General features: G+C 72.8%; 25 protein-coding genes. 11 read left to right on the top strand and 14 right to left on the bottom strand.

Features of this window, described 5'->3' with window-relative positions; translation table 11 throughout:
- Positions 1 to 76 precede the first annotated feature (76 nt).
- Positions 77 to 784 carry a 3'-5' exonuclease gene (locus ACIO3P_RS08670; RefSeq protein ID WP_329822008.1) on the top strand — a complete coding sequence of 236 codons (708 nt, stop codon included), beginning with the start codon at positions 77 to 79 and terminating at the stop codon, positions 782 to 784.
- A 14-nt stretch (positions 785 to 798) separates the two neighbouring features.
- Here ACIO3P_RS08670 and ACIO3P_RS08665 read toward each other — a convergent pair whose 3' ends face one another.
- Positions 799 to 1,671 (bottom strand): aminoglycoside phosphotransferase family protein, encoded by an 873-nt coding sequence (locus tag ACIO3P_RS08665; RefSeq protein ID WP_329822056.1) that lies wholly within the window; start codon positions 1,669 to 1,671, stop codon positions 799 to 801.
- Between the two features lie 172 nt (positions 1,672 to 1,843).
- Here ACIO3P_RS08665 and ACIO3P_RS08660 point away from each other — a divergent pair, with 172 nt between their 5' ends.
- The 6 genes from ACIO3P_RS08660 to ACIO3P_RS08635 all read left to right on the top strand — a co-directional run bounded on the left by ACIO3P_RS08660 (position 1,844) and on the right by ACIO3P_RS08635 (position 7,274).
- Complete coding sequence (locus ACIO3P_RS08660; protein ID WP_329822007.1) at positions 1,844 to 2,812, top strand: sugar ABC transporter permease; 969 nt, start codon at positions 1,844 to 1,846, stop codon at positions 2,810 to 2,812.
- Positions 2,809 to 3,648: a carbohydrate ABC transporter permease gene (locus ACIO3P_RS08655; RefSeq protein ID WP_399301050.1), complete on the top strand. Its 840-nt coding sequence runs from the start codon at positions 2,809 to 2,811 to the stop codon at positions 3,646 to 3,648. The genes ACIO3P_RS08660 and ACIO3P_RS08655 overlap by 4 nt, the downstream gene beginning before the upstream one ends.
- Complete coding sequence (locus ACIO3P_RS08650) at positions 3,648 to 5,006, top strand: extracellular solute-binding protein (RefSeq protein WP_401848424.1); 1,359 nt, start codon at positions 3,648 to 3,650, stop codon at positions 5,004 to 5,006. Before ACIO3P_RS08655 ends, ACIO3P_RS08650 begins: the two co-directional genes overlap by 1 nt.
- A 59-nt stretch (positions 5,007 to 5,065) precedes the next feature.
- Entirely contained in the window at positions 5,066 to 6,280 is a 1,215-nt protein-coding gene (gene mgt / locus ACIO3P_RS08645; protein ID WP_329822004.1) for a macrolide-inactivating glycosyltransferase, read from the top strand.
- Positions 6,281 to 6,349: 69 nt separating this feature from the next.
- The gene (locus ACIO3P_RS08640) at positions 6,350 to 6,916 is read left to right on the top strand and encodes a DUF1697 domain-containing protein (RefSeq protein WP_329822002.1); all 567 of its coding nucleotides are present in this window, start codon (positions 6,350 to 6,352) and stop codon (positions 6,914 to 6,916) included.
- Positions 6,909 to 7,274: a nuclear transport factor 2 family protein gene (locus tag ACIO3P_RS08635; RefSeq protein ID WP_329822001.1), complete on the top strand. Its 366-nt coding sequence runs from the start codon at positions 6,909 to 6,911 to the stop codon at positions 7,272 to 7,274. Before ACIO3P_RS08640 ends, ACIO3P_RS08635 begins: the two co-directional genes overlap by 8 nt.
- Here the strand turns inward: ACIO3P_RS08635 and ACIO3P_RS08630 are convergent.
- Positions 7,271 to 8,452 carry a GDSL-type esterase/lipase family protein gene (locus ACIO3P_RS08630; protein WP_329822000.1) on the bottom strand — a complete coding sequence of 394 codons (1,182 nt, stop codon included), beginning with the start codon at positions 8,450 to 8,452 and terminating at the stop codon, positions 7,271 to 7,273. The genes ACIO3P_RS08635 and ACIO3P_RS08630 overlap by 4 nt on opposite strands.
- A gap of 94 nt (positions 8,453 to 8,546) precedes the next feature.
- Positions 8,547 to 9,116, bottom strand: coding sequence for a WHG domain-containing protein (locus tag ACIO3P_RS08625; protein ID WP_329821999.1), 570 nt, complete (start codon positions 9,114 to 9,116; stop codon positions 8,547 to 8,549).
- 71 nt (positions 9,117 to 9,187) lie between these two features.
- On the opposite strand from ACIO3P_RS08625, the gene ACIO3P_RS08620 reads away from it, so the two are divergent.
- A complete protein-coding gene (locus ACIO3P_RS08620; protein WP_329821998.1) occupies positions 9,188 to 9,679 on the top strand; it encodes an FBP domain-containing protein in 492 nt (163 codons plus the stop codon).
- A 12-nt stretch (positions 9,680 to 9,691) separates the two neighbouring features.
- Here the strand turns inward: ACIO3P_RS08620 and ACIO3P_RS08615 are convergent, their stop codons facing one another.
- Entirely contained in the window at positions 9,692 to 10,591 is a 900-nt protein-coding gene (locus ACIO3P_RS08615) for an aldo/keto reductase (protein WP_401848426.1), read from the bottom strand.
- 34 nt (positions 10,592 to 10,625) lie between these two features.
- On the opposite strand from ACIO3P_RS08615, the gene ACIO3P_RS08610 reads away from it, so the two are divergent.
- Positions 10,626 to 11,030, top strand: coding sequence for an NUDIX domain-containing protein (locus tag ACIO3P_RS08610; protein WP_401848428.1), 405 nt, complete (start codon positions 10,626 to 10,628; stop codon positions 11,028 to 11,030).
- A gap of 43 nt (positions 11,031 to 11,073) precedes the next feature.
- Here the strand turns inward: ACIO3P_RS08610 and ACIO3P_RS08605 are convergent, their stop codons facing one another.
- Positions 11,074 to 15,435, bottom strand: a complete 4,362-nt coding sequence (locus tag ACIO3P_RS08605; RefSeq protein WP_401848430.1) for a molybdopterin-dependent oxidoreductase — start codon at positions 15,433 to 15,435, stop codon at positions 11,074 to 11,076.
- Positions 15,436 to 15,746: 311 nt separating this feature from the next.
- Here ACIO3P_RS08605 and ACIO3P_RS08600 point away from each other — a divergent pair, with 311 nt between their 5' ends.
- Complete coding sequence (locus ACIO3P_RS08600) at positions 15,747 to 16,337, top strand: hypothetical protein (RefSeq protein ID WP_329821991.1); 591 nt, start codon at positions 15,747 to 15,749, stop codon at positions 16,335 to 16,337.
- Between the two features lie 20 nt (positions 16,338 to 16,357).
- On the opposite strand, the gene ACIO3P_RS08595 is transcribed toward ACIO3P_RS08600, so the two are convergent.
- Entirely contained in the window at positions 16,358 to 16,903 is a 546-nt protein-coding gene (locus ACIO3P_RS08595; RefSeq protein ID WP_329821990.1) for an adenylate kinase, read from the bottom strand.
- A gap of 169 nt (positions 16,904 to 17,072) precedes the next feature.
- Between ACIO3P_RS08595 and ACIO3P_RS08590 the strand changes: the two genes are divergently transcribed.
- On the top strand, positions 17,073 to 18,071 hold the full coding sequence (locus ACIO3P_RS08590; protein WP_401848432.1) for a ketopantoate reductase family protein: 999 nt from the start codon (positions 17,073 to 17,075) through the stop codon (positions 18,069 to 18,071).
- Positions 18,072 to 18,082: 11 nt separating this feature from the next.
- Here the strand turns inward: ACIO3P_RS08590 and ACIO3P_RS08585 are convergent, their stop codons facing one another.
- From ACIO3P_RS08585 to ACIO3P_RS08550, 8 genes are all read right to left on the bottom strand, one after another.
- Positions 18,083 to 18,874 carry a sirohydrochlorin chelatase gene (locus ACIO3P_RS08585; RefSeq protein WP_401848434.1) on the bottom strand — a complete coding sequence of 264 codons (792 nt, stop codon included), beginning with the start codon at positions 18,872 to 18,874 and terminating at the stop codon, positions 18,083 to 18,085.
- Positions 18,875 to 18,879: 5 nt separating this feature from the next.
- Positions 18,880 to 19,806 (bottom strand): ABC transporter permease, encoded by a 927-nt coding sequence (locus ACIO3P_RS08580; protein ID WP_329821985.1) that lies wholly within the window; start codon positions 19,804 to 19,806, stop codon positions 18,880 to 18,882.
- Complete coding sequence (locus ACIO3P_RS08575) at positions 19,793 to 20,593, bottom strand: ABC transporter ATP-binding protein (RefSeq protein WP_329821984.1); 801 nt, start codon at positions 20,591 to 20,593, stop codon at positions 19,793 to 19,795. Before ACIO3P_RS08575 ends, ACIO3P_RS08580 begins: the two co-directional genes overlap by 14 nt.
- A 45-nt stretch (positions 20,594 to 20,638) precedes the next feature.
- The gene (locus ACIO3P_RS08570) at positions 20,639 to 21,751 is read right to left on the bottom strand and encodes an ABC transporter substrate-binding protein (RefSeq protein WP_401785529.1); all 1,113 of its coding nucleotides are present in this window, start codon (positions 21,749 to 21,751) and stop codon (positions 20,639 to 20,641) included.
- A gap of 252 nt (positions 21,752 to 22,003) precedes the next feature.
- A complete protein-coding gene (locus tag ACIO3P_RS08565) occupies positions 22,004 to 23,377 on the bottom strand; it encodes a GTP-binding protein (RefSeq protein WP_329821982.1) in 1,374 nt (457 codons plus the stop codon).
- 2 nt (positions 23,378 to 23,379) lie between these two features.
- The gene (gene cysD, locus ACIO3P_RS08560) at positions 23,380 to 24,318 is read right to left on the bottom strand and encodes a sulfate adenylyltransferase subunit CysD (protein WP_329821980.1); all 939 of its coding nucleotides are present in this window, start codon (positions 24,316 to 24,318) and stop codon (positions 23,380 to 23,382) included.
- Positions 24,315 to 24,860, bottom strand: coding sequence for an adenylyl-sulfate kinase (gene cysC, locus ACIO3P_RS08555; protein ID WP_329821979.1), 546 nt, complete (start codon positions 24,858 to 24,860; stop codon positions 24,315 to 24,317). The genes cysD and cysC overlap by 4 nt, the downstream gene beginning before the upstream one ends.
- A gap of 125 nt (positions 24,861 to 24,985) precedes the next feature.
- A complete protein-coding gene (locus ACIO3P_RS08550; RefSeq protein WP_401785536.1) occupies positions 24,986 to 25,684 on the bottom strand; it encodes a phosphoadenylyl-sulfate reductase in 699 nt (232 codons plus the stop codon).
- Positions 25,685 to 25,705: the final 21 nt, after the last annotated feature.

Below are 25,705 nucleotides of genomic sequence, written 5' to 3'. Positions count from 1 at the left end.
GGGTGAAGGTCCGGCGGGGAGATCCGACGGGGGGAAGCGGGGGACGCGCCACCGCACCACGAAGGAGGGCCACACGATGACTTGGCACGGGGAACCACTGGTCGGTTTCGACCTGGAGACGACCGGTACGGAGCCGCTGGAGGCCCGGATCGTGACGGCGGCGGTCGTCGAGGTCCGGCGCGGCGAGGTGATACGGGAGCGGAGCTGGCTCGCCGACCCGGGCATCCGGATCCCCGCCCAGGCGTCCGCGGTGCACGGCATCAGCAGCGAGCGGGCGGCCTCGGAGGGGCGCCCCGCGCCCGAGGTGGCCGGTGAGATCGCGGAGGTCCTGCGCGGCTACTGGGCGCGCGGGGTGCCCGTTGTGGCGTACAACGCGCCGTTCGACCTGACGCTGCTCGCCGCCGAGCTGCGGCGCCACGGGCTGCCGGAGCTCGATCCGGTCGGCCCGGTGATCGACCCGTACACGATCGACCGGGCCGTCGACAAGTACCGCAGGGGCAAGCGCAATCTGGAGGCGGTCTGCGCGGAGTACGGCGTGGTGCTCGACGCGGCCCACGACGCGGGCGCGGACGCGCTGGCGGCGGCCCGGGTGGCCACCGCGATAGCCGAGCGGCACGCCTCGGTGGCCGCGCTGACCCCGCCGGAGCTGCACGAGCGTCAGATCGCCTGGTACGCGGAGTGGGCGGTGGACTTCCAGCGCTTCCTGCGGAAGAAGGGGAACACCGACGCGGTGGTCGACGCGGTGTGGCCGCTGCGCGAGCCGGTGGTGACGACGGCGCCCTGACCGCGGGCGGCTGGTCAGAAGGGGTACCAGCGGACCTCGGGGTCGTCGTCGCGCAGGGAGGCGACCCGGCGCCGGAACTCCGCGAGCGCCTTGGGGTTGGCCGGGGCGTGCTGCGCCACCCAGGCGCAACTGGCCGTCTCGCGGGCGCCGCGCAGCACCGGGCAGCCCGACCAGGCGCGGACGTCCCAGCCGTAGACGGCGGTGAACCTGTCGTACGCCTCGTGGTCCAGCCCGTACCGGTCCCGGGACAGCGCCATGACCACCAGGTCGTGTTCGCGGAAGTCCGCGGAGAAGGTCTCCAGATCGACCAGGACGGGCCCCCGCGGGCCGACATGGACATTGCGCGGCAGCGCGTCGCCGTGGATCGGACCGGCCGGGAGATGCGGGGTGAGCGTGGCGGCGGCCTCGGCGAAGCCGTCCCTGCGTCCGCGCAGGTAGTTGGCGTCGGCGGGGTCGATCGTGTCGCCCGCGATCCGCAGCCAGCGCTCCACACCGCCGAGCAGTTCGCGGCGGGGAAGGGCCAGTACGGAGGGATCGGGGGTGGGCAGCGCGTGGACGAGCCGCAGCAGCGCGGCCAGATCGGCCGGTCCCGCCGGGCGTTCGGCCTCGGGCAGCCGGTGCCAGAGCGTCACCGGATGACCGTCCACGGAGCGCGCCTCGGGTTCGGCGGCCCGCACGGCCGGCACCCCGGACTCCGCGAGCCAGGACGCGAGGGCGACCTCGCGCCGGGCCCGCTCCAGCAGCTCGGGGTGGTCCCGCGCGTCCCTGCCGACCTTGACGACCAGCCCGGCCGTCCCGAACACCGCGTTCTCGCCCAGGGCCAGCAGCTCCGCGTCGTGCGGCAGCCCCGTCGCGGCCAGAATCTCCCGCGCCCGCGCCTCGTCCATCGTTGGCTCACTTACTTCCGGTCGTTCCTCCGCGCGGTCCACCGCGTCCCGCGCCACCGCGCAGTCTCCCATCCGCGCGTGTGTGCGTGCTTGACGTACCGAGGGGGCGTCACCACGATGACGAGGCCGGACAGGACGGCCCCTGACAGTCCCACCCGAAGGAGTCGCATCCGTGACATCGGCCACCGCGACGACGCGGTCAGAGCGGGAGAGCAGGGGCGAGGGCCGCTCCGGTACCGGCCGGACGGGCCGGGGCGGGCGGCCCCGGAAGCCGCTGGACCACGGTGCCTGGTTCCTGGTGCTGCCCGCGCTGCTGCCGATCCTGGTGCTGAGCGTCGGCCCCCTGCTCTACGGCGTCACGCTCGCCTTCACCGACGCCCAGTCCGGCCGAACCGAACCCACCCGGTGGATCGGCGCCCTGAACTTCCAGGACCTGCTGCACGACACGCTCTTCTGGGACTCCTTCGGGATCGGCCTGCTCTGGGCGGTCGGGGTGACCGTGCCGCAGTTCGCGCTCGGACTCGGCCTCGCCCTGCTCCTCGACGAGGACCTGCGGCTGCGCTGGCTGGCCCGGTCCCTGGCGATCATCCCCTGGGCCATGCCCGAGGTCGTCGTCGCCGTCATGTGGCGGCTCGTCTACCACTCCGACGCAGGGGTCCTCAACGAGACGCTGCGCGATCTGGGCCTGGGCGAGGGGCGGGACTGGCTGACCGGGCTCTCCACCGCCCTGCCCGCGGTGATCGTCGTCGGCGTCTGGGCGGGCCTGCCGCAGACCACCGTCGCCCTGCTGGCCGGCCTCCAGAACACCCCGCGCGAACTGCACGAGGCCGCCGCGCTCGACGGCGCGGGCGCCTGGCGCCGCTTCCGTACCGTCACCTGGCCGGCGCTCCGGCCGGTCGCCCTCGCCATCACCGCGCTCAACTTCATCTGGAGCTTCAACTCGTTCGCGCTGGTCTACGTGCTGACCAGCGGCGGCCCCGGCGGCCGCACCCGGCTGCCGATGCTCTTCGCGTACGAGGAGGCGTTCCGCTACGGCCAGTTCGGCTACGCCGCCGCGATGGGGTGCGTCATGGTCGCCGTGGTCTCCGTACTCCTCGCGCTGCATCTCGTCGGCCGGCTCACGAAGGGGGCGGAGGCATGAGCACACGCACCAGCGGCTCCGTGCGCGCCGGACAGTACGCCGCGCTCCTGTGCTACCTCGTCTTTCTCGCCTTCCCGTTCCTCTGGCTGATGTCCACGGCCTTCAAACCGGCCAGGGAGCTGGGCAGCCTCCACCCGACCTGGATCCCGCACCACCCGACGCTCGACAACTTCCGCCAGGCGTTCGACGAACAGCCGCTGCTGCGGGCGGCGGCCAACAGCCTGACGGCCGCCCTCGCCGCCGCGCTGATCGCCGTCGTCGTCGCGACCCCGATGGCCTATGTGATGGCCCGCCGGCGCGGCAGGCTCGCGGCGGCGGCCACCGGCTGGGTGGTGGTCAGCCAGGCGTTCCCGTTCGTCCTGGTGATCATCCCGCTCTTCCTCGTCCTGAAGAACCTGCGCCTCGTCGACTCCGTGGGCGGCCTGGTCCTGGTGTACGTGGTGTGGTCGCTGCCGTTCGCGCTCTGGATGCTCACCGGGTACGTCCGCGCGCTGCCCGCCGAGCTGGAGGAGGCCGCGGCGGTGGACGGCGCGGGCCGGATCCGTACGCTCGTCTCCGTCACCGCGCCGCTCCTGGCGCCCGGCATCGTCGCCACGGCGCTCTTCGCGTTCATCACCGCGTGGAACGAGTTCTTCTTCGCGCTCGTCCTGCTCAAGTCGCCCGGGAAACAGACCCTGCCGGTGGTGCTCACCCACTTCGTCGGGGCGGAGGGCGTCGCGGACCTCGGGCCGCTCGCCGCCGCCGCGTTCCTCGCGACCCTGCCCTCGCTCCTCGTCTTCGCCCTCATCCAGCGCCGGATCACCGGCGGGATGCTGGCCGGGGCGGTGAAGAGCTGATGCGCCGGCCGAAGAGGCTCGCGGCCCTGGCCGTCGCCGCCGTTCTCGCCCTGCTGCTCGGCGGCTGCTCCGGCGGCGGGACCGACGGCGCGCGGGACGGCCGGATCACCCTGCGCTTCCAGTCCCTCGCCTGGCAGGACGAATCGGTCCGCGCCACCAAGGAGCTGGTGAAGGAGTGGAACGCGGCCCATCCCGGCATCCGGGTCGAGTACGTCCAGGGAAGCTGGGACAGCGTCCACGACCAGCTCCTCACCTCCTTCGAGGGCGGCGAGGCGCCCGACCTCATCCACGACGCCTCCGACGATCTCGCGGACTTCGCCTACGGCGGCCACCTCGCCGATCTGCGCCCCTTGCTCCCCGACCGGCTCACCCGGGACATCCCGCGCCGCAGTTGGGACACGGCCACCTTCGGGGACGGTGTCTACGGCGTGCCCTTCCTCCAGGAGCCCCGTGTCCTGATCGCCGACAAGAAGATCCTGGACGCCTCCGGGGTCCGGATCCCCACCGCGGAGCGGCCTTGGAGCTGGCCGGAGTTCCGGCGGATCAGCGGTGAACTGACCACCTTCATGAGAAAGGGGCAGGGACAGGTGCCGACGAAGGGGCGGTTCGCGGTCGCCTGGCCGCTCAAGGACCCCGTCTCCGCGACGCTCAACCTCGGCCTCTCCACCGGCGGCCGGCTCTTCCACCGGGGTACGGACGGAAAGGTGACGGTCCGGTTCACCGAGGGCGACGCCGTGGTCCCCGACACGATCCGGCGGCAGGTCGTGGCGGACCGGAGCGCGTCCGGCGCCACCCTCGGGATGGGCGGCTCCGACACCCTGCCGGGGCTCTTCGGCGGCAAGTACGCGATGGTCCCGCTCGGGTTCTCGTACCGTCAGCAGATCATCCAGCAGGCACCGGAGGGCTTCGAGTGGACCGTGCTGCCCGCCCCCGCCGGGGACGGGGCGGCCAGGGCCGGGGAAGGGGCCGCCGAGCCCGCGCAGGGGGTGAGTCCGCAGACCCTCTCCATCGCCCGGGACAGCCCGCACAAGAAGGAGGCGGCGCTCTTCCTCGACTTCCTGCTGCGCCCCGGGAACATGGTGCGCCTCGCCAAGGGCGACTGGATGCTGCCCACCGGTACGGCGGCCCTCGCGGACCCGTCCCTGCACACCGCCGAGCACGGCTGGGCGACGGGCGCGGCGCTCGCGCGCGGACTGCGCCCGGCCCCCGCCCAGTCCGTACGCGGCTATCCGGAGTGGAAGGACAAGGTGGCGACCCCGGCGCTCCAGGAGTACTACAGCGGCGCGATCGACCGCGCGGAACTGGAGAAACGCCTGGTCAGAGACGGTAACCGGGTTCTGGCCCGCTATCAGCGGTAGACAGCCGGGGCCGCCTAAAGAAGTTGCACGAGACGTATCGTCTTGTTTACGTTGTGGGCATGACCGCAGCCAAGCCCGCCCACATCGCCATGTTCTCCATCGCCGCCCACGGGCATGTGAACCCGAGCCTCGACGTCATCAGGGAACTCGTCGACCGGGGCCACCGCGTCAGCTACGCGATCCCCCGGAACTTCGTGGAGAAGGTCGCGGCGACCGGCGCCACGCCGGTGATCTACAGCTCCGTCCTGCCCACCCCCGAGGACGACCCCGAGGAGTGGGGCACGGAACTGATCGACAACCTGGAGCCCTTCCTCGACGACGCGATCCAGGCACTGCCCCAGCTCGTCGACGCCTTCGAGGACGACCGCCCCGACCTCGTCCTCGGCGACACCACCTCGTACCCGGCACCCGTCCTCGCCCACCGCTGGGGTGTGCCGTTCTTCCAGATCTCCACGCACATGGTCGCCTGGAACGGCTACCGCGAGGAGGTCGCGGAGCCGATGATCGCGGAGCTGGAGAAGTCGGAGCGCGGCAGGGCGTACCGGGCACGGTTCGCCCAGTGGCTCGTCGACCAGCACATGGACCACACCGACCCCGACCGGCTCGCCGCCGAACCTGGCCGCTCCCTCGTCCTGATCCCCAAGGCCCTCCAGCACCGGGCCGACGAGGTGGACGAGTCCGTCTTCACCTTCGTCGGCGCCTGCCAGGGCGACCGCGCCGACCAGGGGGAGTGGCACCGCCCCGCCGGGGCGGAGAAGGTCCTGCTCGTCTCGCTCGGCTCGTCCTTCACCAAGCAGCCCGCGTTCTACCGGGCGTGCGTCGAGGCGTTCGGCGGAGATCCGGGCTGGCACGTCGTGCTCCAGATCGGCAAGAACGTCGAGGTGTCGGAGCTGGGCGAGATCCCGGCCAACATCGAGGTACGGGACTGGGTGCCGCAGCTCTCCGTCCTCCGGCAGGCCGACGCGTTCATCACCCACGCGGGCGCGGGCGGCAGCCAGGAGGGTATGGCCACGGCCACCCCGATGGTCGCCGTACCGCAGGCCGTCGACCAGTTCGGCAACGCCGACATCATGGTCGGCCTCGGCGTCGCACGCCGGATCGACACGGCGGAGGCCACCCCCGAGGCGCTGCGCGAGGCCGTCCTCGCCCTGACCTCCGACCCGGAGGTGGCCCGCAGGCTCACCGGGATCCAGGCCGGGATGGCGGCGGAGGGCGGCACCCGGCAGGCCGCGGACCTCATCGAGGCCGCGCTCGCAGCGGACGCGGCACGATGACCGCACGGGGATCGGTGTCCGGGGCACGCCGGGTGCCCCGGACACCGAACCCCGCCCTATCGTGGGCACATGATCACGACCTACGTGGCGCTCCTGCGCGGAATCAATGTCGGCGGCCACCGGAAGGTCCCCATGGCGGACCTCCGGGCGCTGCTCACCGGGCTGGGCCACGGGCAGGTCCGTACGTACCTCCAGAGCGGCAACGCCGTCTTCACGAGCGCGTCCGACGACGAGCAGGCCCTCGCCGCCGCGCTGGAGCACGCCATCGAGGAGCGCTTCGGCTTCACCGTCGACTGCCTCGTACGGAACGCCGCGTACCTGCGGGCCGTGGCCGACGCCTGTCCCTTCCCGGCCGACGCCCTGGAGGGCAGGCAGCTCCATCTCATCTGCTTCTCCGAGCGGGTGGGCCCCGAACGGCTCGCGTCGCTCGACCCGGCCGCGTACCTCCCGGAGGAGTTCCGGCTCGGCGACCGGGCCCTCTATCTGTACGCGCCCGACGGGCTCGGCCGCTCCAAGCTCGGCGACGCGCTCGGCAGGCCCGCCCTGTTCCGGGGCACCACGGCCACCAGCCGTAACTGGAACACCGTCGTCAAACTGCTGGAACTGACCCGCCTGCTGGAACTGACCCGTGACTGACCGCACCTCCGCGATCGCCGCGGCCATCCGCGCCGAACTGCGCCTCCTCGACCCGGCCGTCCGCGCCTCCCCGGCGCTCCTCGCGGAACTGCTGCACCCGGAGTTCCGGGAGTTCGGCTCCTCGGGCCGGGAATGGACCCGTGACGCGATCATCGCCGCGCTCACGGCGCCCGGCGGGCCCGCGCCCCGGCCGATCACCACCTCCAAGATGCGGGGCGTACAGCTCGCCCCCGACGTGGTGCACCTCACCTACGACACCGAGACGGACGGCCGCCGGGCCCACCGCAGTTCGCTGTGGCGGCTCACCGGCGACACCTGGCTGCTCCACTTCCACCAGGGCACGCCGTACGGCTGCTAGCAACTCGCGTGGAACGGGCCGCCGGTGGCGAAGGCCAGTTCGGCGAAGCGTTCGCCCATCCGGCGGTGGGTGGCGGCGTCCGGGTGGAGGGCGTCGGGCAGCGGCAGTTCGGCGGAGTCGGCCTCACCGTAGAGGGCACGACCGTCGAGGTGGTGCAGGTTCGGGTCCTCGGCCGCCCGCCGCGCCACGATCCGCGCCAGCTCCTCCCGGATGACCCCCAGGGTCAGCTTCCCCTGTGCGCGCTCAGCGGGATCGCCCGTGGCCCGGAACCGCACGCGCCCCTCGCCGAGGCCGGAGAAGTCCGGGGCGCTGGGGCCGGGGGTGTCCTCGTGGATGGGGCAGAGGATGGGCGAGACGACCAGCAGCGGGGTGGTGGGGTGGCCCTCGCGGATGGTGTCGAGGAAGCCGTGGACGGCGGGGGTGAAGGCGCGCAGCCGCATCAGGTCGGCGTTGACCACGTTGATGCCGATCTTGACGCTGATCAGGTCGGCGGGGGTGTCCCGCAGTGTGCGGGCGGTGAACGGGTCGAGCAGGGCGCTGCCGGCCAGGCCCAGATTGATCAGCTCCACACCGGCGAGGGAGGCGGCCAGAGCCGGCCAGGTGGTGGTGGGGCTCGCGGCGTCGGAGCCGTGGCTGATCGAACTGCCGTGGTGCAGCCACACCGCGCGGCCCGGATCGGGCGCGGGCTCGACCGGGGCGTCGGTGCGCAGGGCGACCAGTTCGGTGGTCTCGTTGTGCGGCAGCCAGATCTCGATCTCCTTGACGCCCTCGGGCAGATCGCCGAAGCGGAGGGTGCCGACCGGCCCCGGCGTGACCTCCATCGACCCGGCGGTCATGTCGATGGTCAGGGTGTTGCCGCCGGTCACACCGGCCTGGCCCGCGAGACGGCCGTCGACGAGCAGGTCGTACACGCCGTCCGGGCGGGGCGGGGCGCCGATGTAGGACCGCTTGGTGGGCAGCGTGTCCAGCTCCAGGGCGGTGGCCCGGGTACGGAAGGCGAGCCGCACCCCGGAGGGCTGGGACTCGGCCATGGCGAGCTGCCCGTCGGTGTACTGGGCGCGGGCCCGGGCGGGCAGCCGGTGCGGCAGCACGCCGTGCTCGGTGCGCTCCACTTCGAGGGCGCCACGCAGCAGCTCCGCGGTGACGGGGGTGGTGGTCCAGTGGTTCCGGGTGCTCATGGTCTCAGCCTGTTGGTCGGTGGGCCCGCGTGAGGCCGGACGGTCGGGTGGTCGGAGGGAGGGGCGGTCGGCGGGGCGGGCGGGAGGCGCGCGTTCAGGGCGCGGACCAGCCCCGCAGCAGGGCGTCGAGGCGGTCGAGGGTCCAGGACCACGACTCCTGGGAGTCGGGGGCGCTGTGGCTGAAGCCGCCCGCCAGCTCCAGGCTGACGTAGCCGTGGAAGACGCTGCCCAGCATCCGTACGGCGTGGGTCTCGTCCGGCTCCGTCAGGTCGTAGCCGCGCAGGATCGCCCGCGTCATCCGCGCGTGTCTGCCCCCGGCGCTGGCCGCGGCCGTCTCCGGGTCGAGCCGGAACTGGGCGGCGGCGTAGCGGCCGGGGTGCTCCCGGGCGTAGTCGCGGTAGACGTTGGCGAAGGCGGCCAGGGCGTCCTTGCCGGCCCGCCCGGCCAGGGCGGCGGCGCCCCGGTCGGCCAGCTCCTCCAGGGCGAGCAGGGCGATCCTCGTCCTGAGGTCGTGGGAGTTCTTCAGGTGCGAGTACAGGCTCGCGACCTTGACGTCGAACTGCCGGGCGAGCGCCGAGACGGTCACCTGGTCGAAGCCGACCTCGTCCGCCAGCTCCGCCCCCGCCCGGACCAGGCGCTCCGTGGTCAGTCCCGCGCGTGCCATAGCCATCCCTTCATCGGCCTGAACCGATTATGTATTTGCCTATAGGGCTTAGGCAAATTAGCTTACGGTGTATGAAGCCGCTGACCGAGCAAGAGATCCGTGCCGCGTTCGTGAACTGCACCAAGGGCCAGGCCAAGCGCCTCTCCGTGCCGCGCGACCTGGCCGACCGGCCCTGGGACGACCTGGACTACCTGGGCTGGCGGGACCCGCAGGCCCCCGACCGCGCCTACCTCGTCGCCGAGCTGGACGGCCGTCCCCGGGCCCTCGCGCTGCGCTCGCCCAGCCCCGCCTCCTGGCAGACGCGGCGCAGCATGTGCTCGATATGCCTGACCCTGCACACCGGTGGCGTCTGTCTGATGGTCGCGCCCAAGGCGGGGAAGGCCGGACAGCAGGGCAACACGGTGGGCACATACATGTGCGGCGACCTCGCCTGCTCGCTGTACGTACGGGGAAAGAAGGACGCGGGCATCGGCTCCCGCCTCCCCGAGTCGCTCACCCTGGAGGAGCGGATCCACCGGACCGTCGGGAACGTCGCCGCGTTCCTGGCCAAGGTGACCGCCTGACCGGGTACTCCGTCAGCCGACGGGATCGAGCGGGGCGAGCGCGTCCAGGTCGCGCAGGTCCTCGGCGGACAGCCGGATCTCCGCGGCGCCCAGGTTCTCGTCGAGATGGGCGGGCGAACCGGTGCCCGGGGTCGGGCAGAGCACGGGGGAGCGGTGCAGCAGCCAGGCCAGGGCGATCTGCCCGCGTGTGGCGCCGTGCCGCCCGGCCACGGAGTCGAGCGCCGATGCCGCCACACCCGTCAACGCGCCGTTGGCCAGCGGGAACCACGGCAGGAACGCGAGCCCGTGTGTCTCGCAGAGCTCCAGCACCGCCGCCGACGCGCGGTCCAGGAGGTTGAAGCGGTTCTGCACCGAGGCGATCCCGGTCAGGGAGAGCGCCCGGTCGAGCTGCTCGGCGGTGACGGTGTCCAGGCCGACGCAGCGGATCTTGCCCTCCCGCCGCAGCTCGTCCAGGGCCCCTAGCTGCTCCTCCATCGGCACCGCCGGATCCAGCCGGTGGAGCTGGTACAGGCCGATCGTCTCCGTACGCAGCCGGCGCAGGCTCGCCTCGCACATCGCCCGCAGCCGCTCCGGGCGGCCGTCGACGTGCCAGGCGCTGTCGCTCGTGCGCACCACACCGCCCTTGGTCGCCACGGTCAGCCCGGCCGGATACGGTGCCAGCGCCTCGGCGACCAGCTCCTCCGCGAGCCCCGGCCCGTAGTTGTCCGCCGTGTCGATCAGGGTCACCCCGCGTTCGACGGCGCGCCGCAGGACGGCGACGGCGTCCGCCCGCTCGCCGCGCGGGCCCCAGTAGCCGGGGCCGGTGAGCTGCGCCGTACCGAACCCCAGCCGCCGTACGGGGAGTCCGCCGCCCAGCACGAAGGTCTCCGCGACCGGTTCCCGCTTCGCCTGTCGGTCTGTCCGTTCCGTCATTCCCGGACGGTATCCGACTGCGAGACTGGCGTTCATGACAGCACAGGAACCCCTGATCGTGGTGGCCGCGGCGATCGTCAGACAGGGACGGCTCTTGGTCGTCAGCAAGAGGGCGGCCCCGGAGGTCTTCTACCTGCCCGGCGGCAAACCCGATCCGGGAGAGAGCCTGGCGGGCGCGCTGATACGGGAGCTGGACGAGGAGTTGGGCGTCGTGCCCGAGGAGCCGCGCTTCCTGGTCGAGGTGGAGGCGGTCGCGGCGCTGGAGGGGGTGCCCATGCGGATGACGGTCTTCGAGGCGCGGGTCGGCGGGACCCCCCGCGCCGCCGCCGAACTGGCCGACCTGCGGTGGACGACCGGTACGGAGGAGGACCTGCTGCTCGCCCCGGCCGTACGGAACCACGTACTGCCCCTGCTCCGGCTGGGCACCGCCGCCTACTAACCGGCGGGACCGGTGGGACCGGCGACCGGCGGCCGGCGCGGGCTCAGTAGACGTCGCGGACGTACCGCTTCTCGGCGGCGAGCCGCTTGACGTACGCGGCGGCCCCCTCAGCGTCCAGACCCCCGTGGGCCATGGCGAGTTCGCGCAGCGCGCGGTCGACGTCCCTGGCCATCCGGGAGGCGTCGCCGCACACGTAGAAGTGGGCGCCGTCCTGGAGCCAGGACCAGAGCCGGCCGCCGTGCTCGCGCATCCGGTCCTGGACGTAGACCTTGGCCCGCTGATCGCGGGAGAAGGCGGTGTCCAGCCGGGTCAGGGTGGCGTCGCGGCGCAGCTCCGCCAGTTCGTCCTGGTGGTAGAAGTCGGTGGCGCGCCGCTGCTCGCCGAAGAAGAGCCAGTTCGGGGCCTGGTGGCCGCGGGCGCGCCGGTCCTGGAGGAAGCCGAGGAAGGGGGCGACACCGGTGCCGGGGCCGACCATCACCATAGGGGTCGCGGGGTCGGCCGGCGGCCGGAAGTGCGGGGAGCGCCGCACATGGACCGGGACGGGGCTGCCGGGCGCGGCGTCCGCGAGGAAGGCCGACGCGACGCCCTTGCGCGGCCGGCCGTGGCGGTTGTCGTACCGGACCACGGAGACCGTCAGCCGGACGAGCGCGGGGTCGGTCAGCGGGCTGGACGATATGGAGTAGAGGCGCGGGCGCAGCCGTTGGAGGGTGTCCGCCCACTCCGCCGCCGTGGCCCGTACCGGGTACTCGGCCATGATGTCGACGCACTGACGGCCCCACGTCCACTGGGCCAGCTCGCCCTTGTTGTCCGGCCGCAGCAGCTTCCTGAGGGTGCGGTCGTGGGTGCGTTCCGCGACGAGGCGCAGCAGCGCGGGGGTGATCGCGGCGATGTCGAGATGGCGGTGCAGCGCGTCGCCGAGGGCCACCTCGCCGAGGCCCGTCAGGTCGACGGGCGCGGCGGCGTCGAGACCGGTGACGGCGAGCCATTCGGCGACGAGATCGGGGCAGTTGCGGGGCTGCACGCCGAGCGCGTCGCCCGCCTCGTAGACAAGCGGGACGGGGCTGTCGCCGGTGTCGAAGGTGAACTCGCGCACCTCCTTGGCGGCGCCGGGGAGGCCGAGCAGCCGGTTCCCGGTCAGCCGGGCGGTGACGGGCGCGGCCTTGGCGGGACGGACACCCGGCGCGGGCGGTGTCGGTGTCGGTGTCGCGGGTACGGGCGGTGTCCCCCCGGCCGCCTCGGCCGCCGCGCCCGCGCCCGGCCCGGCGCCCGGCTCCGTACGCAGCGCCGCGCGTACCAGGTCGAGCCACTGCCCGGCGGGCTGTTCGTACTCCGGTTCGCAGTCGGTACGGGGCACCAGGCGGACGGCGCCCAGTTCGTCGAGGCGCGCGTCGAGCCGGCGGCCGTGGCCGCAGAAGTCGTCGTACGAGGAGTCCCCGAGGGCGAGCACCGCGTACCGTACGCCGTCCAGCCGCCGCGCGTCGGACGCGCTGAGGGCCGCCCAGAACCGGGAGCCGTTGTCCGGGGCGTCGCCGTCGCCGAACGTACTGGTCACCACCAGCAGATCCGCGCCGCGCCCGACCGCGTCCGGCGCCGCGTCGTCGTCCATGTCGAGCAGCCGCGCCGCGTGTCCGTCCTCGGCCAGCCTCCGCGCCACCAGGGCGGCGGCCTCCTCGGCGGTGCCGGTCTGCGAGGCCCACAGGACGACGACCTCGCGTCCGGGCGCGGCGGCGGGGGAGGCGCCGGGCGGCGTTCCGGTGACCGAGGGCGCGGTGGTACGGGAGTACATGCCGGCGAGGACGCCGTTGACCCACAGGGCGTGCGCCGGGGCGAACGGCGCACCGTCCGGCAGCACCGGCGTGGCGACGGCGGACCCCGCGCCACCTCCATCCGTCCCCGCGCCCGTCCCCGTACCCGCCTCCGCACCCGCCTCCGCACCCGTCCCCGTACCCGCCTCCGCGCCCGTCCCCGTACCCGCCTCCGCGCCCGTCCCCGTACCCGCCTCCGCACCCGTCCCCGTCGCCGTACCCGCCTCCGCGGCGCCCAGCCCGGTGAGGAACCCCGCCAGGTAGCGGCGCTCCTCCTCGGTCAGCGCCGGTGGCGCGAGATCCGCCCCGAACACCCCCGCCAGCGCGGCCACCGACCCGTGACCGGGACGGTCAGTTGCGGCCGGCGTCTCCGCCACGGGAGGCGTGGCGGGTGCGGTGGCGAGCCGCGTCAGCGACACCGCGCACACCTTGAACTCCGGCTGGAAGGAGATCGGGTCGACCGCGTCGCTGGTGACCGCGTTGACGCAGGTGTACTCCCCGAACAGGTCGTTCCAGTGGAAGGGCGCGAAGCAGCCCCCGGGCCGTACCCGCTCGGTCACCACCGCGGGCAGCACCGCCCGGCCCCGCCGCGAGGCCACCTCCACCGGGTCGCCCTCCGCGATGCCCAGTTCCCGCGCGTCGTCCGGATGGATCTCCACGAAGGGCCCGGGGTTGAGCTTGTTGAGCTTGGCGATCTTGCCCGTCTTGGTGAGCGTGTGCCACTGGTGCGGGAGCCGGCCCGTGTTCAGGACGTACGGGAAGTCGTCGTCCGGCAGTTCCGCCGCGGGCAGGTGCGGGCGCGCGTGGAACACCGCCCGGCCGGACGCCGTGGGGAAGACGAGCCGTGGCCTGCCGCCGTCGGGTCGCTCGGCCAGGGTCTGGCTGACGCCGTCGTTGAGGTAGCGGACCGGGTTGCGGTCGGGGCCCTCGGCGGCGGCGCTGGGCCACTGCACGGGGGTACGGCGCAGCCGTGCGTAGCTCACCCCGCGCAGGTCGTAGCCGGTCTTCGGGTTCCAGGCGCGCTTGATCTCCTCGAATATCTCCTCGGCGTCGCTGTAGCCGAAGGCGTCCTCGTACCCCATCTCGCAGGCGATCCGGGCGATGATCCGCCAGTCCGGCCACGCCTCGCCCGGGGGATCCACGGCCTGCCGGCTCAGGGTGAGGGTGCGTTCCGAGTTGACCTGGACGCCCTCGGACTCGGCCCACAGGGCGGCGGGCAGGGCGACATCCGCGTACGCGTTGGTCTCGGTCTCGGCGAAGACGTCCTGCGTGACGACGAACTCGGCCCGTTCGAGCCCCTCGATGACCGTTCTGCGGTTGGCCACCGAAGCGACGGGGTTGGTGCAGATGATCCAGCACGCCTTCACCTCCCCGTCGGCCATCCGCCGGAACAGGTCCACCGTGCCCTCGCCGAAGCCGTCGGCCCGTACGGTCCCCGGCTCGACGCCCCACAGCTCCTCGACGAAGGCCCGTTCCCCCTCCACCAGCACCGACCGCTGGCCCGGCAGCCCCGGGCCCATGTACCCCATCTCGCGCCCGCCCATGGCGTTGGGCTGGCCCGTCAGGGAGAACGGGCCGCTGCCGGGGCGGCAGATCGCCCCGGTCGCGAGATGCAGATTGACCAGCGCGTTGGTGTTCCAGGTGCCGTGCGTGGACTGGTTGAGCCCCATCGTCCAGCAGCTCATCCACTCGCCCGCGTCCCCGATCCACTCGGCGGCGCGCCGGATGTCCGCCTCGGGGATGCCGGTGATCTCCGCGACCTTCTCGGGCGGGTACTCCGCGAGGAACGCGGGCATCTCCTCCCACCCCTCGGTGTGCTCGGCGATGAACTGCGGGTCGGTGCGGCCGTTCTCGACGAGGAGGTGCAGAAGCCCGTTGAGCAGGGCGAGATCCGTGCCCGGCCGGATCTGGAGGAAGAGATCGGCCTTGGCGGCGGTGGCCCCGCGCCGCGGGTCGACCACGATCAGCTTCGCGCCCGCCCTGACCCGCTCCATGAGCCGCAGGAAGAGAATCGGATGGCAGTCGGCCATGTTCGAGCCGGTGACGAGGAAGACGTCCGCGTGCTCGAAGTCCTCGTACGACCCGGGCGGGCCGTCGGCGCCCAGCGACAGCTTGTAGCCGCTGCCCGCGCTCGCCATGCACAGCCGGGAGTTGGACTCGATCCGGTTGGTACGGAGGAAGCCCTTCGCCAGCTTGTTGGCGAGGTACTGCGCCTCCAGGGTCATCTGCCCCGACACGTAGAGGGCGATCGCGTCCGGGCCGTGCTCGTCGAGGATCGCGCGCAGCCGCCGCGCCGTCTCCTTGACCGCCGTGTCCGTCGGGGACGGTACGGGCTCGTCGCCGCGCTCCGCCCGTACCAGCGCGGTGGTCAGCCGCCCGGGGGCGGTGAGCAGATCGGCGGAGGTCGCGCCCTTCGTGCAGAGCCGGCCCCGGTTGGCCGGGTGGGACGGGTCGCCGGACGCCTTCAGTACGGTCCTGCGGCCGTCGGGACCCGCGCCGACGTCGAGGAGGATTCCGCAGCCGACACCGCAGTACGAGCAGACGGTCCGCACCTGGGTGGTGGTGGCGGTGGCGCCGTCCTGGTGATGCGCTGCGGTCACGGGCGGCCTCTTTCGTGGACGCGGGGTCCGGGGTTCCGGGCTTCCGGGGGTCCGGGAGCGTACGGCCCCGACCGTACGAAGGGCCCGTTACCCGGAGGTCACGCCGGACGCGTGCGAAGGGTTACGCCTGCCACACAGCCGCCCGCACCGCCCCGTGAGGCCGGGGGAGGCCGGGGCAGGCCGGGGAGAGGCCGGGCCCGGGGCGGCCCCTCACCCGATCAGGTGGAGCGGCCCCGCTTCCGCCCCGCCCGCACCCCGGCGTCCGCCACGCTGTCCCCGTTGCCCGTCCGCCGCCCCGCCGAGGAGCCACCATGCCCGACCTCTGGATGCCCGATGCGGAAAGACTCGACATCAGGGACCACGCCCCCACCGACGGCGGCCCGGCCAAGGCCGTCGCCCACATCACCTGGGACAGGAACGCCACGGAGGCCGAGCCCCAGGACCTCGTCCCGTACGCGAACCTCAGGACGTACTTCTCCGGCGACGGCAAGGGCGTCGCCCCGCATCTCCTCTGGGACCCCTTCACCGGTGGCTTCTGCCAGTTCGTCCCGGCCGACTCCCGGTCGAAGTCCCTCGCCGACCTGCCGGGCGGTACCCGGACCAACCGGGCCGGGGCGGTGGTGATCCAGATCGAGGCGCTCTTCTTCCCCTGGTGCGTGGTGAAGGGGAAGGTGTACGAATCGCTCAAGGACACCCCGTGCGCGGGGTGGCGGGCGCTGCACGCCTGGATCAAGGGCTGGGGCGTCCCGGACTCCTGGCCGATGGGGCGGCCCGACGGGTTCGTGAGCCGCCGTGACGAGAACGTCTGGGCGGAGAAGGCCGGCTGGTACGCCCACGCCCAGGTCCCGGAGAACGACCACACGGACCCCGGCACCTGGCCGGAGTTCCCGAAGGCGGGCTGAGGGGACCCGGCCGCGAAGGGCTACTGCCCGAGGCTGTCGAGCACGCGCCGGGTGACGTCCTCCACCTCGCCCAGCGCGTCGATCACGGCCGTGCACCCCGCGTAGTAGGCGAGCAGGGAGTCGGTCTGCTCGTGGTGGATCCGCAGCCGGTGCCGGATCACGCCCTCGGTGTCGTCGGCGCGTCCGCGCGCGAGCAGCCTCCGTACGACGATCTCGTCGTCGATCCGGAACTCCAGGACCCGGTCCAGCCGCTTCCCGAGACCGGCGAGGATCGTGGTCAGCGCGTCCGCCTGGACCACACTGCGGGGGAAGCCGTCGAGCAGGAACCCCCGGGCCGCGTCCGCCGCGCCGAGCCGCTCCGTCACCAGCGCGGCGGTGAGTTCGGCGGGGACCAGCTCACCGGCGCGCAGATACTCGTCCGCCTCCAGGCCCAGCGGCGTCTCCTGGGCGATGTGCGTACGGAACAGATCGCCGGTCGAGACGTGGGGCACGCCGAACTTCGCCGCGAGGAGGCCGGCCTGGGTGCCTTTGCCCGCGCCGGGCGGGCCGAGAAGCACAAGTCGCACGCTGGAATCCTTCGCGGGTCGCGTTCCGTCCTCTTCTTCCTGCGAGGACCGTCCGGTCGTTATACCCGCGCCCACCGAACCCAGACGTGACGCCGCTCACGGGCTGTCGGCGGGCTCGCCTATGCTGAAGGCGTCGTACCTGAACGGGGGTCGGGAAACGGGGGTCGGGATGCGTTACGTCATCATCGGGGCGGGAGCGGTCGGCGGCAGTGTGGGCGGCCGGCTGGCGGAGGCCGGCCAGGACGTGGTCCTCGTCGCCCGGGGCGCGCACCACGCGGCGCTGCGCGAACACGGCCTGCGGCTCACCACACCGGACGGCACCTGGGTGCACCGGCTGCCCGTTGTCGACGGACCCGAGGCGCTCGAACTGCGCCCGGACGACGTCCTGCTGCTCTCCGTGAAGACCCAGGACAGCACGGCGGCCCTGGACGCCTGGTCGGCCCGGCCCGTCGCGGGTGGTGGTACGGCGGGCGAGCTGCTGCCGCTGGTCTGCGCGCAGAACGGGGTGGAGAGCGAACGGCTCGCCCTGCGGCGCTTCCGGCACGTGTACGCGATGTGCGTCTGGCTGCCCGCGACCTATGTCGAACCGGGCGCGGTGAGCGCCGGAGGCGCCCCGTACACCGGCATGCTGCACCTCGGCCGATACCCCTCAGGTACGGACGCGACGGCCACCGCGATCGCCGCCGGACTGGAGAAGGGCAGGCTCCTCGCGCCCGTCGTGCCGGACGCGATGCGCTGGAAGTACGCCAAGCTGCTGGCCAACCTCGCCAACGCGATCGAGGCCGTCACCGGAGGGATCGGCGAGGAGACCTGGGAGCTGGTGCGGCGCGCCACGGCGGAGGGCGCGACCGTCCTCGACGCCGCGGGCATCGCGTACGTGGGCCCGGAGGAGCAGGCCGAGAAGCGCGGCGACCACATCACCTTCGACCCGGCCGCCGGCGTCGAGCGCGGCCACGGCTCGTCCTGGCAGAGCCTCAGCCGGGGCACGGGCACGATCGAGGCGGACTACCTCAACGGCGAGATCTCCCTGCTGGGCCGGGTCCACGGGGTGGCCACCCCGGTCAACGACACGCTTCAGCGGACAGCCAACACCTTCGCGCGGGAGCGCCGCGCGGCGGGCTCGATGAGCGTCGCCGAACTGACGGCACTGATCGACGCGGCCGGCTGACGGCCCACGCCTCACGCGTGGCCGACGAGTTCCCTGGCCGGGGCCGCCGCGTTGTCATAGCGATGCAGGAGCAGCGAGGCCACCTCCGGCGCCGCGCCCAGCACCTCGGCCAGCACGTCAGCGCCCGCCTCCCGCGCGCCCGCCGCGATGCGGTCGGGCAGTCGGCCGGGGGCGATGACATACGGGGCCACCGCCACCCGCCGGACGCCCTCCGCGCGCAGCGCGCGGACCGCGTCCGCGGTGCGGGGCAGGGATGCGGAGGCGAACGCAGGCCGCACGGCGCACCAACCGGTGTGCCGCCACTCCCGCGCGATTTCAGCGATCACTGCGATCGCCTCCGGGTCCGATGAGCCCGCCGAGGCCAGGACGACCCCGGTCGAGCTCCTGTCGGCGGCCGTCAGGCCCGCCTCGTACAGCCGCCGCTCCAGCGCCGCGCCCAGCAGCGGCGACGGGCCGAGCACCGCGGCCTGCCGGATCCGCAGGCGCGGGCCGCGCTCCGCCGCCGCGCGCAGCACCGCCGGGATGTCGGACTTGGCGTGGAAGGCACGGGTCAGCAGCAGGGGCTGGGCGACCACGTCCCGTACGTCCTCCCGCGCGAGCCGGTCCAGCACGCTCTCCACGGACGGGGTGTTGAAGTCCAGGAACCCGGCCTCCACCCGCAGCCCCGGCCGCAGCGCGCGCAGCCGCCGGGTCAGGGCGCGCACGGTCGCCGCGTGCCGGGGGTCGCGGCTGCCGTGCGCGACGACCAGCAGTACGGGCCGCGCGGCGCGGTACGTCAGAAGGGCGCGTCCCGGTCCTCGCACCGGTATCAGCCCTTCACCAGCAGGCCGCGCCCGCGCAGCACGCGCCGCTCCAGCGGGCTGAAGATCAGCAGGTCGATGGCGATCCCGACGATCAGGATGAGGAAGATGGCGAGGAACACCATCGGCATGCTGCCGACCGTACGGCCGTTCTCCAGCAACTGACCGAGCCCCACACCGAGATCCGGCGACGAGGCGATGATCTCCGCGGCCATCAGCGAACGCCACGAGAACGCCCAGCCCTGCTTGAGCCCGGCCAGATAGCCGGGCAGCGCGGCCGGCATCACGATGTGCCAGGTGCCCCGCAGCCCGGTCGCGCCGAGCGTGCGTCCGGCGCGCAGGAAGAGCGGCGGCACCTGGTCCACGCCGGAGACCAGCCCGTTGGCGATCGAGGGGACCGCGCCGAGCAGGATCACCGCGTACATCATCGAGTCGTTCAGGCCGAGCCAGATCACGGCCGGCGGCACCCAGGCCACCGACGGCAGCGACTGGAGCCCGGAGAGGATCGGGCCGATGGCCGCGCGGACGAACTTCACCCGGGCCACCAGCAGCCCCAGCGGGGTGCCGATCAGCAGCGCCAGCAGGAAGCCCAGCAGGCCGCGCGAGACACTGGTCCAGATGTAGCCGAGCAGGGTGCCCTGCATCCACGCGTCGGAGACCTCGCCCCACACCGCGCCCGGCGACGGCAGCTTGTAGCTGTCGGTCACCTTCGCCCACACCAGTACCTGCCACACCACCAGCACCACGGCGACGGCGATCACCGGCGGCAGCACCTTCGCGACCAGGGTCTGGCGCAGCGGCGTACGCCGGGTCTGTACGGTGTCCAGCGCGTCGAGCCCGGCCCCCAGACCGGCCAGATCGGTGCCCGGCGCCGCGCCCCGCTCCGCCGCGTCGCGCGGCGTCCCCTGTCCGGACGTCGTCTCAGTGCTGGCCATGGCGGCGGATCTCCCCACGCAGTTCTTCGGTGATCTCGACGGACAGCTCCGCGACCGCGGCGTCCTCGATACGGCGCGGCTGCGGGATGTCCACCCGCCACTCGCGGGCCACCCGGCCGGGCCGCGACGACAGCAGGACCACGCGCTGCGCGAGCCGTACCGCCTCACGGACGTTGTGCGTGACGAACAGCACCGACAGGTCGGTCTCCCGCCAGATCCGGGTCAGCTCGTCGTGCAGCACATCCCGGGTGATGGCGTCCAGCGCCGCGAACGGCTCGTCCATCAGCAGCAGTTGGCTGTCCTGGGCGAGCGCCCGGGCCAGTGCGACACGCTGGCGCATCCCGCCGGACAGCTCGTGCACCCGCTTGCCGTACGCCCCGTCGAGCCGGACGAGCCCGAGCAGCCGCTCCGCCTCGCCGCGCCGCTCCTGCTTGGCCACGCCGCGCAGCCGCAGCGCCAGTTCGATGTTCTTGCCCGCGGTCAGCCACGGGAACAGCGCGTGCTCCTGGAACATCAGGGCGGGCCGGCCGCCGGGCGTCTCGATCGCCCCGGCGGACGGCCGGTCGAGCCCGGCGACCAGATTGAGCAGGGTGGACTTACCGCATCCCGAGGCTCCCAGGAGGGTGACGAACTCGCCCGGCGCGACATCGAGCGTGATGTCGTCCAGGACGAGCTGCTGCCCCGCGGGCGTCGCGAAGGACTTCGAGACGTGCGCGATACGGGCGGCGTGGTCCACCGCCGGGGTGCTCTCGGCGGCCTTGGCGAGGGTCGATGCCACGGTCGTCACCTCCTGGGAACGGTGTGGATGCAGGGATTTCGGAGCACGACGGGGCTACTTGGCGCCGAGGCCCGCGTCGGCGACCTCGGGCTCGCCCTCGGCCTTCAGCACCTTGTTGAGCGGCTTCACGTCGTAGATCCCGTTCAGGTCGGGCTTCTTCAGCAGCCCGGCCTTGACCGCGTGGTCGGCCTCCGACCGGAGCGTCGAGGCCAGCGGGTCGTCGGTGATCTTGATGGATTTCCACGCCGGGTCCAGGACATCGGCGGGCAGCGCCTTGCCGGAGAGATTCTTCAGCGCCTCGTTGGCCGCGGCCTTCGCCTGGGCGTCGTTGGCGTTGATCCACTTGTTCGTCTTCACGGTGCCGCGCAGGAACGCCTCGACGACGTCCGGGTGCTCCTTCAGGAACGTCTGCGACACGATGATGTTGGTGATCACGAACTGCTTGTCCGGCCAGAGCGTCGACTCGTCCAGGATCTCCTTGGCGCCCTCGGCGACCAGCTTGGAGGCGGTCGGTTCCGGCACCCACGCGCCGTCGATGTCACCGGACTTGTAGGCGTCCGGGGTGATCTTGTTGTCCGTACGGACGACGGAGACATCGCCCTTGCCGGACTGCGCGTCGACCTTCCACCCCTGCTCGGAGATCCAGTGGAGGAACGCCACGTCCTGCGTGTTGCCGAGCTGCGGGGTGGCGATCTTCTTGCCCTTGACGTCGGCCAGGGACTTGATCTTCTTGGGGTTGACGACGAGCTTCACCCCGCCCGAGGCGGAGCCGCCGATGATGCGCAGCCCCTTGCCGGCGGTCTGGGTGTAGCCGTTGATGGCGGGGGAGGGGCCGATGAAGCCGATGTCGATGGAGCGCGCGTTGAGCGCCTCGATCTCGGAGGGACCCGCGTTGAACGTCGTGGCCGACACCTTCGTGCCGCCCAGCTCCTTCTGGAGGATGCCCTTCCCGATGCCGACCAGCGCCGTGGCGTGCGTGAGGTTGGGGAAGTAGCCGACGCGCACGGTGTCGGCCGACAGCGCCTTGCCGGTGGGCGCGGGTCCCGACGCCTCGGACGAGGAGTCGGCCTCGGAGCCGTAACCGCACGCGGAGAGCACCACGGCGAGCAGGGGCAGTGCGGCGACGGCGGCCAGTCGGCGGCGCGTGACGGTGCGGGAGGCAGGCACGGGAGGGGTTCCTCTCGTTGGCCCGGTGCTCACGCCCTGGAGGGATACGGGGGCGCGGCCGGGAGGTCGGCAGATCTTCGTCGATACGAGTGGTACGGGTGCGGCTGGTGAGGCATACGGGCGCGCGAGCGGTGCGCGTACGTCATCGCGCACATCGCGCCACCCCGCCCGTCCCCGCGCCGAGGGCGCCGCTGCCCACCCGGCCGCCCTCCTTCGCGAACGTCGCGTAGACGTCGTGCGTGACGCCCGCCATCAGAAGTCCCAGCCCTCGTCGTCGGCCGCCGCGGCGGCGGCGTTCTCGGCGGCGGCGGTGGCGCCGTCGGCGAAAGCCTCGCCCGCCATGCCGGCGCTCAGCGTCGTCCCGTCGGCGGGGTCGATCAGCAGAAACGATCCTGTACGCCGCGAGTCCGCGTACGAGTCCAGCGCCAGCGGCTCGGCCGTACGGACCACGACCCGCCCGATGTCATTGGCGACGAGCTGTCCCGGCGCCGGGTGCTGGGAGAGGTCGTCCAGCGTCAGCCGGGACGGGATGTCCTTCACGATCGCCTTGACCGTACGGGTGGTGTGCTTCAGCAGCACCCGCTGGCCCACCCCGAGCGGCTGGTCGGCCACATGGCAGACGGTCGCCTCGATGTCCTGCGTGGTGGCGGGCGCGTCGCCGGTGGGCACGATCAGATCGCCGCGCGAGACGTCGATGTCGTCCTCCAGCAGCAGCGTCACCGACTGCGGCGTCCAGGCGATGTCCACCGCCTCGCCCAGCAGGTCGATCCCGGCGATCTTCGACGTACGGCCCGACGGCAGGACGGTCACGTCCTCGCCGGTCCGGAAGGTGCCCGCGGCGATCTGGCCCGCGTACCCCCGGTAGTCCGGGTGCTCGGCGCTCTGCGGCCGGATCACGTACTGCACGGGCAGCCGCGCGTGGCAGCCGGTCAGGTCGTGGCTGACCGGGACGGTCTCCAGGTGCTCCAGCACCGTCGGGCCGCCGTACCAGTCCATGTGCGCGGACGGCTCGACCACATTGTCCCCGGCCAGCGCCGAGATCGGGATCGCGGTGATCTCCGGGACACCGAGGGACGCCGCGTACGCCGTGAACTCCTTGGCGATCTCGGCGAAGACGGGCTCCGCGTACTCCACCAGGTCCATCTTGTTGACGGCGAGGACGACGTGCGGGACGCGCAGCAGCGCCGCCACCGCGGCGTGCCGGCGGGTCTGCTCGACCACCCCGTTGCGGGCGTCCACCAGGACCACGGCCAGCTCGGCCGTCGAGGCGCCGGTCACCATGTTGCGGGTGTACTGCACATGGCCCGGGGTGTCGGCGAGGATGAACCGCCGCCGGGGCGTGGCGAAGTAGCGGTAGGCGACATCGATGGTGATGCCCTGCTCGCGCTCGGCGCGCAGCCCGTCGGTCAGCAGCGCCAGGTCGGGCGCCTCCTGGCCGCGGCCGAGCGAGACCCGCTCGACGGCCTCCAACTGGTCGGTCAGGACCGACTTGGAGTCGTGCAGCAGCCGGCCCACGAGGGTGGACTTGCCGTCGTCGACGGAGCCCGCGGTGGCGAAGCGCAGCAGCGTGGTCGCCGCGAGCGGCCCGCCGAGCGGATCGGTGGTGTGCGTGTGCGTGCTCGGCATGGCTAGAAGTACCCCTCGCGTTTGCGGTCTTCCATCGCGGCCTCGGACATCTTGTCGTCGGCGCGGGTCGCGCCGCGCTCGGTCAGCCGGGAGGCGGCGATCTCGGTGATCACCGCGTCGAGCGTGGTGGCGTCGGAGTCGACGGCGCCGGTGCAGGACATGTCGCCGACCGTGCGGTAGCGCACGAGGCGCGTCTCGACGGTCTCGGACTCCTTGGGGCCGCCCCAGTCACCGGCGGTCAGCCACATCCCGCTGCGGCTGAACACCTCGCGCTCGTGCGCGAAGTAGATCTCCGGCAGCTCGATCCCCTCGCGGGCGATGTACTGCCAGACGTCCAGCTCGGTCCAGTTGGAGAGCGGGAAGACGCGGACGTGCTCGCCCGGGGCGTGCCGGCCGTTGTAGAGCTGCCACAGTTCGGGGCGCTGGCGGCGCGGGTCCCACTGCGAGAACTCGTCCCGCAGCGAGAACACCCGCTCCTTGGCGCGCGCCTTCTCCTCGTCGCGCCGCCCGCCGCCGAAGACCGCGTCGAACCGCTCGGCCTGGATCTTCTCCGTGAGCGGCACGGTCTGCAGCGGGTTGCGGGTGCCGTCGGGCCGCTCGCGCAGCTTCCCGGCGTCGATGTACTCCTGTACGGAGGCGACGTGCAGCCGCAGCCCGTGGCGGGCCACGGCGCGGTCGCGGTAGTCGAGGACCTCGGGGAAGTTGTGCCCGGTGTCGACGTGCAGCAGCGAGAACGGCACCGCCGCCGGCGCGAACGCCTTCAGCGCCAGGTGCAGCATGACGATGGAGTCCTTGCCGCCGGAGAAGAGGATCACCGGCCGCTCGAACTCGCCCGCGACCTCGCGGAAGATGTGGACCGCCTCGGACTCCAGGGAGTCCAGGTGGCTCAGCGCGTACGGGGCGTCCGTGCCCTCGGTGACGGCTGCGACGGTGGTGGTCACGCGAGACCCCTCTCGGTGAGCAGAGCGTGGAGCGCGGCGGCGGACTCCTCGACGGACTGGGTGTGCGACTCGATCCGCAGGTCCGGCGCCTCGGGGGCCTCGTAGGGGTCGTCCACCCCGGTCAGCCCGGTCAGCTCGCCGGCCGCCTGCTTGGCGTACAGGCCCTTCACATCGCGTACGGAGCACACCTCGACCGGGGTGGCCACGTGCACCTCCAGATACCCGGTGCCCTCGGCGCGGTGGCGCCCCCGTACCGCCTCCCGGCTGTCCGCGTACGGCGCGATCACCGGGACCAGCGCCTTGACGCCGTTCGCGGCGAGCAGTTCGGCGACGAAGCCGATGCGCTGCACGTTGGTGTGCCGGTCCGCGCGGCTGAAGCCGAGGCCCGCGGAGAGGAACTCCCGGATCTCGTCACCGTCGAGGACCTCCACCCGGTGGCCCTCGCCGCGCAGCCGCTCGGCCAGCGCCGTCGCGATGGTGGTCTTGCCGGCGCTCGGCAGGCCGGTGAGCCAGACCGTGGCGCCCTGCTCCGTCGCGCTCAACCGTTTCTCCCCATCATGTTCCCGGCGGACATCGTCTTCCTGACGGACATCGTGTTCCCGGCGGACATCGTCTTCCTGACGGACATCGTGTTCCCGACGGACGTCGTCTTCCTGGCGGACCGGCATCAGTGCAGCCCGCATTCGGTCTTGGACCGGCCCGCCCAGCGGCCGGCGCGCGCGTCCTCGCCCGCCAGGACCCGGCGGGTGCACGGGCCGCAGCCGACGGAGGCGTACCCGTCCATCAGCAGGGGGTTGGTGAGCACACCGTGCTCCTCGACGTACGCGTCCACGTCGTCCTGCGTCCAGCGCGCGATCGGCGAGATCTTCACCTTGCGGCGCTTCTCGTCCCAGCCGACGACCGGGGTGTGCGCGCGGGTCGCGGACTCGTCACGGCGCAGCCCGGTGGCCCACGCGTCGTATCCGGTCAGACCCTCTTCGAGCGGGGCGACCTTGCGCAGCGCGCAGCACAGGTCCGGGTCGCGGTCGTGCAGCTTCGGTCCGTACTCGGCGTCCTGCTCCGCGACGCTCTGCCGCGGGGTGAGCGTGATGACGTTCACGTCCATCACGGCGTCCACCGCGTCCCGCGTCCCGATGGTCTCGGGGAAGTGGTAGCCGGTGTCCAGGAAGACCACGTCCACGCCGGGCCGTACCCGGGCGGCGAGGTGGGCGACCACCGCGTCCTCCATCGAGGAGGTCACGCAGAACCGGGCGCCGAAGGTGTCCGTCGCCCAGGTCAGGATCTCCAGGGCCGACGCGTTCTCCAGGGCACGCCCCGCCTCTTCGGCGAAGGCCCTGGGATCGTCGGTCTCCATCAGTGCCGTCATGTCTCTTCCCCTCCGTCACTC

This window comes from Streptomyces sp. NPDC087310, assembly GCF_044744405.1.
Classification (GTDB): domain Bacteria; phylum Actinomycetota; class Actinomycetes; order Streptomycetales; family Streptomycetaceae; genus Streptomyces.
The sequence above is the reverse complement of the archived record's forward strand: the minus strand, read 5'-3'. Positions and strand labels throughout refer to the sequence as shown.

What these genes read in the sequence shown, in the direction of transcription:
- ACIO3P_RS08650 (WP_401848424.1), top strand. Translation starts at nt 3,648, where the DNA reads ATGCGCCGGCCGAAGAGGCTCGCGGCCCTGGCCGTCGCCGCCGTTCTC.
- ACIO3P_RS08620 (WP_329821998.1), top strand. Translation starts at nt 9,188, where the DNA reads ATGAAGCCGCTGACCGAGCAAGAGATCCGTGCCGCGTTCGTGAACTGC.
- ACIO3P_RS08640 (WP_329822002.1), top strand. Translation starts at nt 6,350, where the DNA reads ATGATCACGACCTACGTGGCGCTCCTGCGCGGAATCAATGTCGGCGGC.
- ACIO3P_RS08610 (WP_401848428.1), top strand. Translation starts at nt 10,626, where the DNA reads ATGACAGCACAGGAACCCCTGATCGTGGTGGCCGCGGCGATCGTCAGA.
- ACIO3P_RS08630 (WP_329822000.1), bottom strand. Translation starts at nt 8,452, where the DNA reads ATGAGCACCCGGAACCACTGGACCACCACCCCCGTCACCGCGGAGCTG.
- ACIO3P_RS08665 (WP_329822056.1), bottom strand. Translation starts at nt 1,671, where the DNA reads ATGGACGAGGCGCGGGCGCGGGAGATTCTGGCCGCGACGGGGCTGCCG.
- ACIO3P_RS08590 (WP_401848432.1), top strand. Translation starts at nt 17,073, where the DNA reads ATGCGTTACGTCATCATCGGGGCGGGAGCGGTCGGCGGCAGTGTGGGC.
- ACIO3P_RS08625 (WP_329821999.1), bottom strand. Translation starts at nt 9,116, where the DNA reads ATGGCACGCGCGGGACTGACCACGGAGCGCCTGGTCCGGGCGGGGGCG.
- ACIO3P_RS08565 (WP_329821982.1), bottom strand. Translation starts at nt 23,377, where the DNA reads ATGCCGAGCACGCACACGCACACCACCGATCCGCTCGGCGGGCCGCTC.
- ACIO3P_RS08600 (WP_329821991.1), top strand. Translation starts at nt 15,747, where the DNA reads ATGCCCGACCTCTGGATGCCCGATGCGGAAAGACTCGACATCAGGGAC.
- ACIO3P_RS08580 (WP_329821985.1), bottom strand. Translation starts at nt 19,806, where the DNA reads ATGGCCAGCACTGAGACGACGTCCGGACAGGGGACGCCGCGCGACGCG.
- ACIO3P_RS08670 (WP_329822008.1), top strand. Translation starts at nt 77, where the DNA reads ATGACTTGGCACGGGGAACCACTGGTCGGTTTCGACCTGGAGACGACC.
- ACIO3P_RS08550 (WP_401785536.1), bottom strand. Translation starts at nt 25,684, where the DNA reads ATGACGGCACTGATGGAGACCGACGATCCCAGGGCCTTCGCCGAAGAG.
- ACIO3P_RS08655 (WP_399301050.1), top strand. Translation starts at nt 2,809, where the DNA reads ATGAGCACACGCACCAGCGGCTCCGTGCGCGCCGGACAGTACGCCGCG.
- mgt (WP_329822004.1), top strand. Translation starts at nt 5,066, where the DNA reads ATGACCGCAGCCAAGCCCGCCCACATCGCCATGTTCTCCATCGCCGCC.
- ACIO3P_RS08615 (WP_401848426.1), bottom strand. Translation starts at nt 10,591, where the DNA reads ATGACGGAACGGACAGACCGACAGGCGAAGCGGGAACCGGTCGCGGAG.